We start from the raw sequence: 14,139 nt of genomic DNA on the forward strand, positions 1-14,139 counted from the left end.
AAGCACGAAGCCCCCCTCAAGATGAGATTTCCCATTACGCAAGTAAGTAAGATCCCTCAAAGACGATGAGGTAGATAGGTTCGGGGTGGAAGCGTGGCGACACGTGCAGCTGACGAATACTAATCGATCGAGGACTTAACCAAAATGTATGTATTGTAGTAAATGTCGTTTATCCAGTTTTGAGTGAACAAGCACTCATCKTCTAGTGATGATGGCAAAGAGGTCACACCCGTTCCCATACCGAACACGGAAGTTAAGCTCTTTTGCGCCGATGGTAGTTGGGGGTTTCCCCCTGTGAGAGTAGGACGTCGCTGGGCACCAAAAAAGAGGTCGTTATCGAGTAATCGATAACGATTTTTTTTGTTATGCTTTTGAAAACTATAAATATTTAGAAGATATGTAGATAATTTTTTTCAAGTAACATAAGGTATGGCATTCTTTAAATTGTACGTAATATAGGGATAATGTGTCGTAGAACTCGCCAGCTCTAGCACCTGCTAGACAGGCTTGTCGTGTTCGAAGGCTAGTTTGTCGCGTTCGCAGTGGATAATGTCTCGCACAACCGTTTATTGTTAAAATTAGCCGCTGATAAGTAAACAACTTCCATTGATTTTCACTGTAGTCGCCTAATAGAAATAGCGCTTTTGTTCTTTAGAAAGGATAATCTTCCTGATTATAAATAAAAGTGATAAAGTGCAAGTAAATTAATTAGAACAACAAGTATATCCTTACATAAGCAAGTAAATAGTAAGAGTGCAAATAACCTATACTCTTATCCAAATAATAGATTTTAAGCCACTATAAGAGTAAGTTTAATAGTAGCCAAGTGTAATCTATTACAAGTCTATAGATAGCTTTCTAATCGGAATGTCGGCATTATAGAAAAGCAACATCTTTCCTTTGCTAATCTAGTAGCTTTCTAGTTTGAAAGTCCTTCACATAATGATCTTAGAGTCTTAAAATTTTATTTATCTCATTCCGTAGCATTAAAAATAACTTAAGAATGATTAGGGTTATAATCTTTTAAAAATATGTAGAATAAGACTTGAAATATAAAATATAATTGTTATAATTATATTTGTACTTTAATTAGATGCATTGTTCCGAAGTAGCTCAGTGGTAGAGCAATCGGCTGTTAACCGATCGGTCGTAGGTTCGAGTCCTACCTTCGGAGCCATTTTTTTGTCTGTGCTTCCATAGCTCAGCAGGTAGAGTGCTTCCATGGTAAGGAAGAGGTCAGCGGTTCGAACCCGCTTGGAAGCTTACATTTTGAATAATAAATGTAAAAAAAACTAGACAACTACTTGCCCAATAACAAAAAATGTGTTATTATTGTTCTTGTCCGATTCTTGCCCAAGTACACTTATAATCGTGATTTATAACCCAGGAGGATTAGCTCAGCTGGGAGAGCATCTGCCTTACAAGCAGAGGGTCGGCGGTTCGAGCCCGTCATCCTCCACCATAAATTTTCATACTTAGCTTTGGAGGGGTAGCGAAGTGGCTAAACGCGGCGGACTGTAAATCCGCTCCTTAGGGTTCGGCGGTTCGAATCCGTCCCCCTCCACCAGTTTATTGGGGTATAGCCAAGCGGTAAGGCAACGGATTTTGATTCCGTCATGCCCTGGTTCGAATCCAGGTACCCCAGCCACAAACTTTTAACATTCAAATTTAACGGGGCCTTAGCTCAGCTGGGAGAGCGCCTGCCTTGCACGCAGGAGGTCAGCGGTTCGATCCCGCTAGGCTCCATAATTTATATATTCTAAAGAAAACCTTTCCTTATCAATTGGAGAGGTTTTTTTGTTCGTAAAGGTGTGATCCTTCTTCTATCTTCTCGAGAATTTTACGATTAATTATTTTCATAGTTTCTAAGATAAAAAACTTTTCAATATGCCCTTCAATCTATTATGATGAAATAAAAAGTGAGGTGTTGAGTTTGGCTGAAACAATCGTATATGGAGATGTGACATTACGACCATTGAAAGAAAATGATATTCCGTTTTTATGGGAGCTGTATGATCCCCAAATATTTGAATTTATGTTGAATAAGGTTGAAAACAAAGAACAACTTAATAGTTGGCTACAAGTCGGAATTTATCAAATGGATATAGAACAAACTGCACTTTCATTTGTTATAGAAAATACCGATACGCATAAGATAATGGGGACGACTCGTATTTACGGAATGGATTATACGAATCATGCTTGTGAAATTGGTTCCACTTTTTATGGTAAACAGTTTCAGCGAACACATGTGAATACCACATGTAAATACTTGCTCTTAAAACACTGCTTTGAACATTTGGGGATGATTCGTGTCCAGTTTAAAACGGATGAGTTGAATGTGAATTCACAACGAGCGATTGAACGAATAGGTGGTATAAAAGAAGGAGTTCTTCGTAATGAACGAATTCGTTCGAATGGTACGGTAAGAAATGCGGTTGTTTACTCAATCATTGAGAGTGAATGGCCGGAAGTGAAAAGGCACCTCGTTCAGTTAATGAATAAATATTCATAAAGTTGCTGAGTTGAGCCAATTCCCCTTTAGGATTTACAATAGACGTATGAAGGGGGTATAAAATCATGAATAAGTTAAATATCTCAATAATAGGAGTACCTATGGATCTTGGTCAAAATAGACGCGGAGTTGATATGGGACCTAGTGCTATTCGTTATGCTGGCGTTGTGGAACGTCTTAACGCTCTTGGTCACACGGTGAAAGACGAGGGAGATATTGCGATTAGCCACACACGTAAAGAACAATCTCCAAATACACATTTGCGTAATTTGGAAGATGTCATAGAAGGAAATACAAATCTAGCAAACAAAGTACATGAAGTGCTTTCTGAAGGAAGGTATCCTTTAGTACTTGGTGGAGATCATAGTATTGCAATCGGAACACTTGCAGGTCTTGCCGATCGCTATGAAAACTTAGGGGTTATTTGGTACGATGCGCATGCAGATTTGAATACAGCGGAAACTTCACCTTCCGGGAATATTCACGGGATGCCATTAGCAGCGAGCCTTGGCTTAGGTCATGAAGATTTAGTGAATATACGCGCTTATGCTCCGAAGATTAAGCCTGAAAACGTAGTCATTATAGGTGCACGTTCTGTAGATCCAGGTGAACGTGCCTTAATTAAAGAAAAAGGCATTAAAGTCTTTTCTATGCACGAAATCGATAAGCACGGAATGACAGAAGTAATGAATCAAACAGTTGCCTATTTCCAAGAACGTAACGTAGATGGTGTCCATTTATCGCTTGATTTAGACGGTTTAGACCCACTTTATACACCAGGGGTTGGTACACCCGTTCCTGGTGGCATTAGTTATCGTGAAAGCCACTTAGCGATGGAAATGCTCTATTCGTCTAATTTAATCACATCGGCTGAATTTGTGGAAGTAAATCCGATACTGGATGAAAAGAATAAGACAGCTGATGTTGCAGTTGGATTGATGGGCTCGCTGTTCGGTGAAAGTCTAATATAATACGAATGGATTAAGAAGCAGGCAAATTGTCTGCTTTTCTTTTTTTATTATCAACATAATGCATGGAATATTTGGTAAAATAAATATAAAGAAAAAAATGAAACCTGTTGCTACCTTCATACGTATAGGTAAGACAGCCGCATGAGGCGGAGGGGAAATCACGATGGATGCGTTAGTAAATAAACGAATAAAACAAGTGTTAAAAGGCGATAAAGACGCATTCGCGGAGATTGTCGACCTGTATCAGCATAGATTATTTCAAGTATGCTTTCGAATGTTGGGAAATCGTCATGAAGCGGAAGATATTGCGCAAGAAGCATTTGTGCGAGCCTTTATCAACATACACACGTTTGATCAAAAACGAAAATTTTCAACTTGGCTATACCGCATTGCAACGAATTTATGTATAGATCGTATAAGGAAAAAAAAGCCGGATTATTACTTAGATGCGGAAGTTAAGGGCACAGAAGGGCTCGATATGTACTCTCAAATCGCAGCGGCGGATGAATTACCAGAAGAAGAACTCATGAAGCTTGAACTACAAGATCGAATACAATATGAAATCAGTCGTCTTCCGGATAAATACCGATCGGCAATTGTTTTAAAATATATGGAAGAATTATCTTTACAAGAAATCAGTGAGATATTAGAATTACCACTTGGAACAGTAAAAACAAGAATTCATAGAGGCCGAGAGCTACTTAGAAAACAGTTAAGCAGGCAGCCTAATTTTTTATAGGAGGGAATCACGATGAATGCGTGTCCAGAGCGAATTGTTCACTATATGCATGAATATCTAGATGGTGAAATCAGCCGTGAACATGAGCTTGAGTTAAAATCTCATTTGCAGTCATGCGTAGATTGTCAGGCTCATATGCATGAGTTAAGCGACGTGGTTGCTTTTGTAAAAGGAGCAGCTCGTGTGGAGGCGCCAACTAATTTTAGTCAAAACGTTATGGCTAGACTTCCAAAAGAAAAATCACATGCTGGTGTAAGTAGATGGTTGCGGCGTCATCCAATTCTCACTGCAGCAGCTTTATTCTTTTTATTTATGAGTAGTGCATTATTTAGTAATTTCAACGAAGAGAAGCAGTTCTCTTTTACAAAGCAAGAAAATGTTGTAGTCGAAGGTGAAACGGTTATTATCCCTGAAGGACAAGTCGTAAAAGGGGATTTAGTTGTGCGAAACGGTGATGTTCGTATTGATGGCGAACTGGATGGCAATTTAACCGTCATTAACGGTTCCAAGTACATGGCTTCAACAGCTGTCATTACTGGAAAAACGGAAGAGATTAACGAAGTATTTGATTGGCTTTGGTTTCATATAAAAGATGGTGCGAAAGAAGTAGTGTCTTTTTTTGAAAAAGAAGAGACAAAATAATGGGAGGTCTATCCAGTAAATTGGATAGACTTTTTTAGCCCCAAAATGTAGAGAATTGGGCAACTATGTTATACTTACCTTAAATGGGTTTGTAATGAAAAGTGGGGGATGCCACATGTCGTTTATGGAGCAGTTTACCAGTTTAATGCCAGTAAGCGTTATTGTAAACATTTTAGATGTTTTAGTTGTATGGTTTGTTATATATAAATTAATCACTTTAATAAAAGGAACGAAAGCTGTTCAATTATTAAAAGGGATATTCGTTATTATAATTGCTCGAGTAGTGACTGACTTTTTGGGTATGGATACGCTTGGTTGGTTGCTTGAAAATGTAATTAGTATTGGATTTTTCGCCATTATCGTTATATTCCAACCTGAAATAAGAAGAGCACTCGAACAAATAGGTAGGGGTAAGCTCTTCGCAAGAAGTTCATCGATGCAAGAAGAAGAAGAGAAACATCGTTTAATAGAGGCTATGAAAAAGTCTGTAAGCTATATGGCCAAACGTCGAATTGGAGCATTAATTTCCATTGAAAGAGAAACGGGTTTAACAGAATACATTGAAACCGGTATTCAGTTAAATGCGCATCTTACTTCAGAGTTAATGATTAATATCTTTATACCGAATACGCCTTTACATGATGGAGCAGTAATTGTACAAAAAAATAAAATTGTTTCAGCTGCTTGTTATTTGCCATTATCTGAAAGTCCTTTCATTTCCAAAGAACTTGGTACTCGACACCGTGCAGCAATTGGTTTAAGTGAAGTAACGGATGCAATTACCATTGTTGTATCAGAAGAAACGGGTGCGGTCAGTTTAACATCTAATGGAGATCTCCATCGAAATTTATCCATGGAAGAGTTTGAAAATCACTTGAAGCGTCTTTGGTTTGGACCAACAGTGGAACAAGTAACTTCTTCTAAATGGTTGTGGAGGGGGAAACAGAATGGATAAAATGATGGGCAATCCATGGTTTTTACGAATAATTGCTTTAGTACTTGCCATTCTACTATTCGTTTCTGTGAAATCGGATATGGATAAAAATAATATGAATACAACTAGCACGTCAGTGGAAGTTCTTCGGGATGTGCCTGTAGAGGTATATTATGACGATGAGAATTCCGTTGTAACAGGGGTTCCAGAAACTGTTACGGTGAATATAGAAGGACCATCACAACAAGTATTTTCCACGAAAGTGATGAAGGATTATAAAGTATTTATTGATCTACGAAAGGTAACGTTTGGCAAACATACAGTAGAATTTTTAACCGAAAATTTTTCGGATAAATTAAAAGTGCGGATTGATCCTGTTAATGTAGATGTGGTGATAGAAGAAAGGGTTTCCCAAGAATTTAATGTGGATTTAGATATGAATGAAAGCTTGTTAGCGGAAAATTATATCGTCAAATCCTATGAAATGGAACCGAAAAAAGTAGTCGTTACAGGAGCAAAAAGTATTATAGATAGCATAGGCTATGTAAAAGCTACAATTGTTAGAGATGAAGGAATAAATAAATCCTTTGAACAAGAAGCAAGCATACGGGTGCTTGACTCCGATTTAAATAAATTAGATGTAACGGTTGAACCAAAAACGACGCAAGTAAAAGTAAAAGTAGAAGAGTATAGCAAGGAAGTCCCGATAGTTCTAGTTCCAAAAGGTGTGCCTAAAGAAGGGGTAACAGTTAACGGACTATCAACCGAAGTCAAAAATATTAGACTATATGGCCCACGAACAGTATTAGATAAAATAGGGCAGTTACAAGTTGATGTAGACGTGAGTAAACTAGAAGATACAAGTAGCTTTGACTTGAAGTTAGCAATACCAGACGGTGTGACCAGCTTATCGCTCGATAAGATCAAAATAACAGCAGATGTCACGCCAGCTCCACCTCCTGATACAGAAGAAGAGCAAGCAGAAACTGTTTCAACAGTGGAAGAGAAATCATTTGAAAAAGTTACGGTTGCAGTGAAGGGGTTGCCTTCGGAGCTCGCAAGTAATTTTGAAACACCTGCAGATGGAATCGTTTCTGTCGTAGCAAAAGGAACACCCGAGGCTTTGGAAAATGTTCAACTAAACAATATTTCCGTTTACGTAGATGCCGAGAGTGTAGAGGTCGGGGAAGTTACCCTTCCTATTCAGGTAGACGGTCCATCTAATATAGAATGGGCAACGTCAGCAGTAGAGGCAAAACTAACGATAAAAGAAGCTTGAACGTAGAACAACAGGTTTTTTAAGGAGAGAAGAAGAAATGGGAAAATATTTTGGTACAGATGGTGTTCGAGGAGTAGCGAATTCAGAGTTAACACCAGAACTTGCTTTTAAATTAGGTCGCGTTGGAGGATATATTCTAACGAAAGATTCTAAGGAACGAGCAAAAGTGTTAATCGGCCGCGATACTCGTATATCTGGTCATATGTTAGAGGGAGCACTTGTTGCTGGGCTTCTTTCCGTTGGGGTGGAAGTAATGCGTTTAGGAGTCATTAGTACACCAGGTGTTGCTTATTTAACGAGAGTAATGAGTGCGAACGCAGGAGTGATGATTTCTGCTTCCCATAATCCTGTGGCAGATAACGGGATAAAGTTTTTCGGACCAGATGGTTTCAAGCTTTCGGATGAACAGGAAGAGGAAATAGAACAATTACTTGATGCAGAAGTAGATGACATTCCACGTCCAACTGGAGCAGGAGTCGGATCTGTATCCGATTATTTCGAAGGCGGACAAAAATATATTCAATACTTGAAACAAACAATAGACGAAGAATTTGTAGGTATTCATGTAGCATTAGATTGTGCAAATGGTGCAACTTCTTCCCTTGGGACACATGTATTTGCGGACTTAGATGCAGATTTGTCTACAATGGGAGTATCCCCAAACGGATTGAATATCAATGAAGGCGTAGGTTCCACTCATCCAGAGGAGTTAGCCAAATTTGTTCTAGAAAAAGGAGCAGACGTTGGGCTCGCTTTTGATGGTGATGGGGATCGCCTAATTGCTGTCGATGAAAAGGGGCAAATTGTAGATGGTGACCAAATCATGTATATATGTGCCAAATACTTAAATGCACATGGTCGTTTAAATAAAAGCACAGTCGTCTCCACTGTGATGAGTAATATGGGCTTCTATAAAGCATTAGAAACACATGGTATGGCAAGTGTGAAAACGGCAGTTGGAGATCGCTATGTAGTGGAAGAAATGAAAAAGAACGGCTACAACCTTGGTGGTGAGCAGTCAGGGCATATAGTCTTCCTAGATTTCAATACAACGGGTGACGGGCTATTATCGGGACTACAACTAGTCAATATTATGAAAGTAACAGGGAAAAAACTTTCAGAACTTGCATCCGAAATGACAATCTTTCCTCAAAAATTAGTCAATGTACGCGTAACAGACAAGCATGCAGTGACTGAAAATGCAAAAGTAGCAGCAGTCATTCAAACAGTCGAAGCAGAAATGGCCGGCAATGGTCGTGTTCTAGTAAGACCTTCCGGCACAGAACCACTTGTACGTGTCATGGTAGAAGCAGCTACAGAAGCAGACTGCGAAAACTATGTAAACCGAATCGTAGAAGTAGTAAAAGCTGAAATGGGCTTAGCAGAATAAGAAACAAAGAAAATCCAGCCTTGTGCTGGATTTTTTTGATTCAGAAACGAAAGTTGGGTCTTAGCTGCTCTCACTATGCAGTTGGTTGCTTTCATCTGACAACTGGATGCCCTTGCAGTTAATTTGTTGTTTAGACTATATTGTTAGTTGCTTTTAGACATATTACACCAGATTTAAAAAGTTTAATCTAACCGTTTATATGTTTACTAAGTTAATTAAGTGGAATAGTAAGAGAGAACAAGCAAATAAGGAGTGAGGAAATGGCTAAAGTAGCAACAGTAATCACCAATATGTTTGAGGACGTAGAATACACAAGTCCAGCCCAAGCATTAAATGATGCCGGACATGAGGTATTTACGATTGAAAAAGAAGCTGGAAATGAAGTAACGGGTAAACAAGGCGAAACAAAAATTACAGTAGACTATGGTATTGACGATGTAAAACCAGAAGACTTTGATGCATTATTCATTCCGGGAGGATTTTCACCAGACATTTTACGAGCGGACGATCGATTTGTCGCTTTTGCAAAAGCGTTTATGGATGCAAAGAAACCAGTATTTGCAATCTGCCATGGGCCGCAACTTCTAATTACTGCCAAAACATTAGAAGGCCGAGATGCTACAGGTTATAAGTCGATTAAAGTAGATTTAGAAAATGCAGGGGCAACATACCACGATGAAGAAGTATTCGTTTGTGCCAATCAACTCGTCACAAGCAGAACACCAGATGACTTGCCGGCTTTTAATAGAGAGATTGTAAAATTACTGGAAAAATAAAAGAATACAATATGAAAAGAACACCTTAATTGGCATAAGGGGTTCCGTTAACTATCGTAAACATTAAAAATGTAATGCTAAATAGACCTTCAAATTGTATGATAATTTGAAGGTCTATTTTTGTTGATATAAAAGGATTTTGATAATTATTTTGGTAGAACTTGTAGTGCAATTTGTATATGAAAATGTGGGGGTACAATAGCCAGTGTACCACAGCAAAATATACTATATTCTTACTTACAAATTGATATACAAAAAATATATGATTAGGCTAAGTTAAACTTTATATTGATCTCTCTGTATATGAAAAATAGACGGATAAATTCCGGCTAAATTGGGAAATACCTATATTTCCTTAAAAATAAGGAGAGTTTTTCCGTTTATTTAACCAAATCTTTGGATTTTGTCTTATTTTGAGTAGTTAGTCGGAATTTCTCCGCCTATGAATTCTCATACTAGCCTTACAAATTATCCTACATTTTGGTTAGCATTTTCCTGTGCAAATTGACGTTTTGCGATAGGTAACGGAACCCCTTATCATTGGTAGGTGTTCTTTTCGTATTTCATAAAGTCAGAATATTGTAGTGAATATCTGTTATTCTATAAAGAGAATGAAATAATTACAATGAGGGGAAATCATCATGGATTATTTATATCACCCGTTTTCTGCTAAAAGACATACTGTTTTTGCAAAGAAAGGAATGGTCGCAACATCGCAGCCACTGGCGGCACAAGCTGGGTTGGACATCTTAAAACAGGGAGGAAATGCAATTGACGCAGCAATTGCAACAGCCGCAGCCCTTACAGTTGTGGAACCTACTTCTAATGGCATAGGTGGGGATGCATTTGCTTTAGTTTGGACGAAAGATAAGCTGCACGGGTTGAATGCTTCAGGTCCTGCGCCACAATCTATTTCCGCACAAAAACTAAAAGAACAAGGATATGATAAAATACCTGTCCATGGCGTTATACCGGTAACTGTCCCTGGTGTTCCCGCAGCATGGGCTGAACTATCAGAACGTTTTGGCAAACTCTCACTTAAAGAAGTACTGTTACCTGCCATTCGTTATGCAGAAGAAGGCTACCCCTTAACACCAATCCTCGGAAAGTATTGGAAACTAGCCTATATAAAACTAAAAGATTCTTTTACAACCGAAGAATTTGGTGCATGGTTTGAAACCTTTGCACCAAATGGAAGAGCACCTGAAATAGGCGAAATGTGGTCTTCGCCAGGTCATGCACAAACACTGCTGGCAATTGGGGAAACGAAGGCCCGTGATTTTTATGAAGGAAAAATAGCAAATCAAATCGATGCTTTTATGAAGAAGTATGGGGGATATTTATCAAAAAGTGACTTATCTACATACAAACCAGAGTGGGTAGAACCTATCTCTGTCAATTATCGAGGCTTTGATGTCTGGGAAATCCCGCCGAATAGTCAAGGAATGATAGCTTTAATGGCACTAAATATATACAAAAATCTTCAAGTCCCGATATGGCAAAATGCAAATACATTCCATCAACAAATCGAATCGATGAAATTAGCATTTACAGACGGTAAAGCATTTATAACAGATTCGGGTGCCATGCCTATTAGCGTAGAACACTTATTATCAGAGGAATATGCTAAATCTCGAGCTGCGACTATTGAAGAAGCGGCAAGTAATCCACAACCGTATGATTTGCCAAAAGGAGGAACCGTATATTTAGCAACAGCCGATGAAGAAGGAAATATGGTTTCTTACATTCAAAGTAATTACGCGGGTTTCGGTTCTGGAATTGTCATTCCTAATACAGGAATCGCCTTACAAAATAGAGGATGTGATTTTTCATTAGATGAAGCGCATCCAAATGTTTTGAAACCTGGTAAAAGAACATTCCATACGATTATTCCAGGATTTTTAACGAAGGACGAAAAAGCAATTGGACCATTTGGTGTGATGGGTGGGTATATGCAGCCCCAAGGTCATCTCCAAGTCGTGACAAACACAGTAGATTATTTATTGAGTCCGCAAGCAACACTGGATATGCCGCGTTGGCAATGGATAAAAGGGAAAACTGTTCATGTCGAGCCGGAATTCCCGAGTTATCTAGCGCAAAGCTTAGAAAGAAAAGGACATCAAATTCAAGTAACAGACTCAGGGAATTTTGGACGTGGTCAAATTATTTGGAGAAACCCAGAGACAGGGGTTCTCCAAGGTGGTACAGAGTCACGAACAGATGGCACAATTGCAGTTTGGTAGTAGAGCCTCTAATAGGGGCTCTTTGCGCTTTCGTTCTTATGAGTCTATTAACCTCTAACCTACTGAATTGACGTGCATATAATGAACGTATATAATGAAAAAGTTACTTTAAATGTAAATTGAAAAGTAACCGCGTAGAAAAGGAGAAAAGGTAAACGCGTAAAAATGAGGAAAACAATTATAGCGCCAGAGCTGAAGAAATCGGACGAAATGTATCTTCAGCAGACGAGGTGGAGGTTATCGAAAATTCGGCGGATGCCTCCCGACCGTATTTGCCCGGTTGTTATTCTTTTTCAGAAACCATACGAGTGATTGTATGACAGAGGGGAAAAGAAGGCATTCTTAGCTTAATGAGCATCTCATAAAACGAGGGGCTTGTTTTGACATGAATGTAAACGGAGGAAATAATAATATGTGTGGAATTGTAGGATATATTGGAGAAGCAGACGTAAAGGAAATATTATTAAAAGGATTAGAAAAATTAGAGTACCGTGGATACGACTCTGCGGGAATTGCTGTACTCAATGACGAAGGTGTGGTCGTATTCAAAGAAAAAGGTCGAATTGCTGATTTACGTGATGTAGTCGATGAAGACGTAGATGCAAGACTTGGTATCGGGCATACTCGCTGGGCAACACATGGTGTCCCAAACCAACTAAATGCGCACCCTCATCAAAGCACAACAAAACGTTTTACGCTTGTGCATAATGGCGTCATTGAAAACTATCACCTAATGAAAAAAGCGTATTTAGCCAATGTAGAAATGGCTTCTGATACAGACACAGAAGTGATTGTGCAGTTGATCGAAAAATTTTCACAAGACGGCTTATCGACAATAGATGCACTTAGAAAAACATTGCATCTAATCCACGGGTCATATGCACTTGCACTTCTAGATAAAGAAGATGCAGAAACAATTTATGTAGCAAAAAACAAATCACCACTGCTTGTGGGGCTTGGAGAAGGATTTAATGTAGTGGCATCTGACGCAATGGCAATGCTACAAGTAACGGAGCAGTACGTAGAGCTTCACGACCAAGAAATAGTGATCGTCCATAAAGACTCAGTCGAAATCCAAAAACTAGATGGTTCAATTGTTGAGCGTCCAGCTTATAAAGCGGAGCTAGACATGAGCGATATCGAAAAAGGAACATATCCTCACTATATGCTAAAGGAAATGGATGAACAGCCAACTGTTATCCGTAAAATTATTCAAGCGTATCAAAATGAACAAGATGATCTAATGATTGACCCAGCTATAATAGAAGCACTTCATGATGCAGATCGTCTATACATTATTGCTGCAGGAACAAGCTATCACGCTGGTCTAATCGGAAAACAATATTTTGAAAAAATCGCAGGTATTCCAGTAGAAGTGCATATCTCTAGTGAGTTCGGCTACAATATGCCTCTTTTATCAGAGAAGCCATTGTTTTTATTCATCACGCAATCAGGCGAAACAGCGGATAGCAGACAAGTGCTAGTGAAAATAAAAGAAAAAGGGTACCCAACGATTACAATGACAAACGTACCGGGATCGACCCTTTCTCGTGAAGCAGATCATACACTGTTACTACACGCAGGACCTGAAATCGCCGTTGCCTCTACCAAAGCATACGTTGCACAAGTAGCAGTGTTAATGGTAACAGCTGCCGTATACGCACAATCTCAAGACAAGGCATTAGATTTTGACGTAGTGAAAGAACTTGGTATTGCTGCAAATGCCGTGCAAGCAATCGTCGATTCTAAAGAAGAAATGGAAGAAATTGCGACAGAATTTTTAGCAACAACTAGAAATGCATTCTTCATCGGTCGAAACGTTGACTTCTATGTAAGTTTGGAAGGCGCTTTAAAACTAAAGGAAATTTCCTATATTCAAGCAGAAGGATTTGCTGGTGGGGAACTAAAACACGGCACAATCGCTCTAATCGAAGACGGAACACCAATTTTCGCTCTAGCAACCCAACAAGCGGTGAGCCTTAATATTCGCGGAAACGTAAAAGAGGTTGTAGCACGTGGTGCAAACCCATGCATTATTGCAATGGAAGGCTTTGAAGAAGAAGGAGATCGCTTCGTACTTCCAAAAGTACATGAGCTATTCTCTCCGCTTGTGGCGGTAGTACCTCTACAGCTGATTAGTTATTATGCAGCATTGCATAGAGACTGTGATGTTGATAAACCGAGGAATTTGGCTAAATCGGTTACGGTGGAATAAGTGGAAATTGTAATATATGAATAATTGTTGTGTCGAAAAAAAGATCGTTACTTTTAAAAAAAGATTGTTACTTTAAAAAAAAGATTGTTCCTGATTGTGAGTTATAACTAATACCGTCATATTGTCCAGTTACATTAAAGTTGGTAACTTAACATTAAAGTAGGTTACTGATATTTATAAAAGATTGATAAAATCACCTCTCTAGTATAACTGAGAGGTGATTTTTTTGTTGGATACTTATGTTAAAATAGCTATAGATTGTGAAGAGTTTCACTTAAACTAACGGGGCAGGTTAGTTTAAGAAGGAAAAAATGTATGGGTATAGAATTAATCTATAGTAACATTCTTAGAATTCTAAATTAGTAAAGGAGATGAAATTAATGACGAAGGGTTTTTTCAAAGTTCAAGACGTACTTGAAAATTACAAAACAGCAG

General features: G+C 38.7%; 10 protein-coding genes, 6 tRNA genes and 2 rRNA genes. All 18 read left to right on the top strand.

Features of this window, described 5'->3' with window-relative positions:
* Window positions 1–143 (top strand): 23S ribosomal RNA (locus AC1DFT_RS20075); the annotation flags it as partial.
* Window positions 144–201: 58 nt separating this feature from the next.
* Window positions 202–317: ribosomal RNA gene (gene rrf, locus AC1DFT_RS20080) — 5S ribosomal RNA — on the top strand.
* 785 nt (window positions 318–1,102) lie between these two features.
* A tRNA-Asn gene (locus AC1DFT_RS20085) sits at window positions 1,103–1,177 on the top strand.
* Between the two features lie 13 nt (window positions 1,178–1,190).
* Window positions 1,191–1,263: transfer RNA gene (locus AC1DFT_RS20090), tRNA-Thr, on the top strand.
* A 123-nt stretch (window positions 1,264–1,386) separates the two neighbouring features.
* Window positions 1,387–1,462 (top strand) — tRNA-Val (locus tag AC1DFT_RS20095).
* Between the two features lie 21 nt (window positions 1,463–1,483).
* Window positions 1,484–1,567 (top strand) — tRNA-Tyr (locus AC1DFT_RS20100).
* 6 nt (window positions 1,568–1,573) lie between these two features.
* Window positions 1,574–1,648, top strand: a tRNA-Gln gene (locus AC1DFT_RS20105).
* 25 nt (window positions 1,649–1,673) lie between these two features.
* Window positions 1,674–1,746, top strand: a tRNA-Ala gene (locus AC1DFT_RS20110).
* A 178-nt stretch (window positions 1,747–1,924) separates the two neighbouring features.
* Window positions 1,925–2,515: a GNAT family N-acetyltransferase gene (locus AC1DFT_RS20115; RefSeq protein WP_478161336.1), complete on the top strand. Its 591-nt coding sequence runs from the start codon at window positions 1,925–1,927 to the stop codon at window positions 2,513–2,515.
* Between the two features lie 65 nt (window positions 2,516–2,580).
* Window positions 2,581–3,486 carry an arginase gene (rocF, locus tag AC1DFT_RS20120; protein WP_478161338.1) on the top strand — a complete coding sequence of 302 codons (906 nt, stop codon included), beginning with the start codon at window positions 2,581–2,583 and terminating at the stop codon, window positions 3,484–3,486.
* Window positions 3,487–3,649: 163 nt separating this feature from the next.
* The gene (gene sigW / locus AC1DFT_RS20125; RefSeq protein WP_402822590.1) at window positions 3,650–4,225 is read left to right on the top strand and encodes an RNA polymerase sigma factor SigW; all 576 of its coding nucleotides are present in this window, start codon (window positions 3,650–3,652) and stop codon (window positions 4,223–4,225) included.
* 12 nt (window positions 4,226–4,237) lie between these two features.
* On the top strand, window positions 4,238–4,867 hold the full coding sequence (locus AC1DFT_RS20130) for a zf-HC2 domain-containing protein (protein WP_478161340.1): 630 nt from the start codon (window positions 4,238–4,240) through the stop codon (window positions 4,865–4,867).
* A gap of 115 nt (window positions 4,868–4,982) precedes the next feature.
* Complete coding sequence (cdaA, locus tag AC1DFT_RS20135; protein ID WP_478161342.1) at window positions 4,983–5,822, top strand: diadenylate cyclase CdaA; 840 nt, start codon at window positions 4,983–4,985, stop codon at window positions 5,820–5,822.
* A complete protein-coding gene (locus AC1DFT_RS20140; RefSeq protein WP_478161344.1) occupies window positions 5,815–7,080 on the top strand; it encodes a CdaR family protein in 1,266 nt (421 codons plus the stop codon). The genes cdaA and AC1DFT_RS20140 overlap by 8 nt, the downstream gene beginning before the upstream one ends.
* A 37-nt stretch (window positions 7,081–7,117) precedes the next feature.
* Window positions 7,118–8,470 carry a phosphoglucosamine mutase gene (glmM, locus tag AC1DFT_RS20145; protein ID WP_478161346.1) on the top strand — a complete coding sequence of 451 codons (1,353 nt, stop codon included), beginning with the start codon at window positions 7,118–7,120 and terminating at the stop codon, window positions 8,468–8,470.
* Window positions 8,471–8,730: 260 nt separating this feature from the next.
* Window positions 8,731–9,246: a type 1 glutamine amidotransferase domain-containing protein gene (locus tag AC1DFT_RS20150; protein ID WP_478161348.1), complete on the top strand. Its 516-nt coding sequence runs from the start codon at window positions 8,731–8,733 to the stop codon at window positions 9,244–9,246.
* Window positions 9,247–9,887: 641 nt separating this feature from the next.
* On the top strand, window positions 9,888–11,489 hold the full coding sequence (locus AC1DFT_RS20155) for a gamma-glutamyltransferase family protein (protein WP_478161350.1): 1,602 nt from the start codon (window positions 9,888–9,890) through the stop codon (window positions 11,487–11,489).
* A gap of 412 nt (window positions 11,490–11,901) precedes the next feature.
* Entirely contained in the window at window positions 11,902–13,704 is a 1,803-nt protein-coding gene (gene glmS, locus AC1DFT_RS20160) for a glutamine--fructose-6-phosphate transaminase (isomerizing) (RefSeq protein ID WP_478161352.1), read from the top strand.
* Window positions 13,705–14,139 lie beyond the last annotated feature (435 nt).

The organism is Psychrobacillus sp. 05T411 (assembly GCF_056396485.1).

Coding starts and splice junctions, on each gene's coding strand:
- rocF (WP_478161338.1), top strand. CDS start 2,581: ATGAATAAGTTAAATATCTCAATAATAGGAGTACCTATGGATCTTGGT.
- sigW (WP_402822590.1), top strand. CDS start 3,650: ATGGATGCGTTAGTAAATAAACGAATAAAACAAGTGTTAAAAGGCGAT.
- AC1DFT_RS20130 (WP_478161340.1), top strand. CDS start 4,238: ATGAATGCGTGTCCAGAGCGAATTGTTCACTATATGCATGAATATCTA.
- cdaA (WP_478161342.1), top strand. CDS start 4,983: ATGTCGTTTATGGAGCAGTTTACCAGTTTAATGCCAGTAAGCGTTATT.
- AC1DFT_RS20140 (WP_478161344.1), top strand. CDS start 5,815: ATGGATAAAATGATGGGCAATCCATGGTTTTTACGAATAATTGCTTTA.
- glmM (WP_478161346.1), top strand. CDS start 7,118: ATGGGAAAATATTTTGGTACAGATGGTGTTCGAGGAGTAGCGAATTCA.
- AC1DFT_RS20150 (WP_478161348.1), top strand. CDS start 8,731: ATGGCTAAAGTAGCAACAGTAATCACCAATATGTTTGAGGACGTAGAA.
- AC1DFT_RS20155 (WP_478161350.1), top strand. CDS start 9,888: ATGGATTATTTATATCACCCGTTTTCTGCTAAAAGACATACTGTTTTT.
- glmS (WP_478161352.1), top strand. CDS start 11,902: ATGTGTGGAATTGTAGGATATATTGGAGAAGCAGACGTAAAGGAAATA.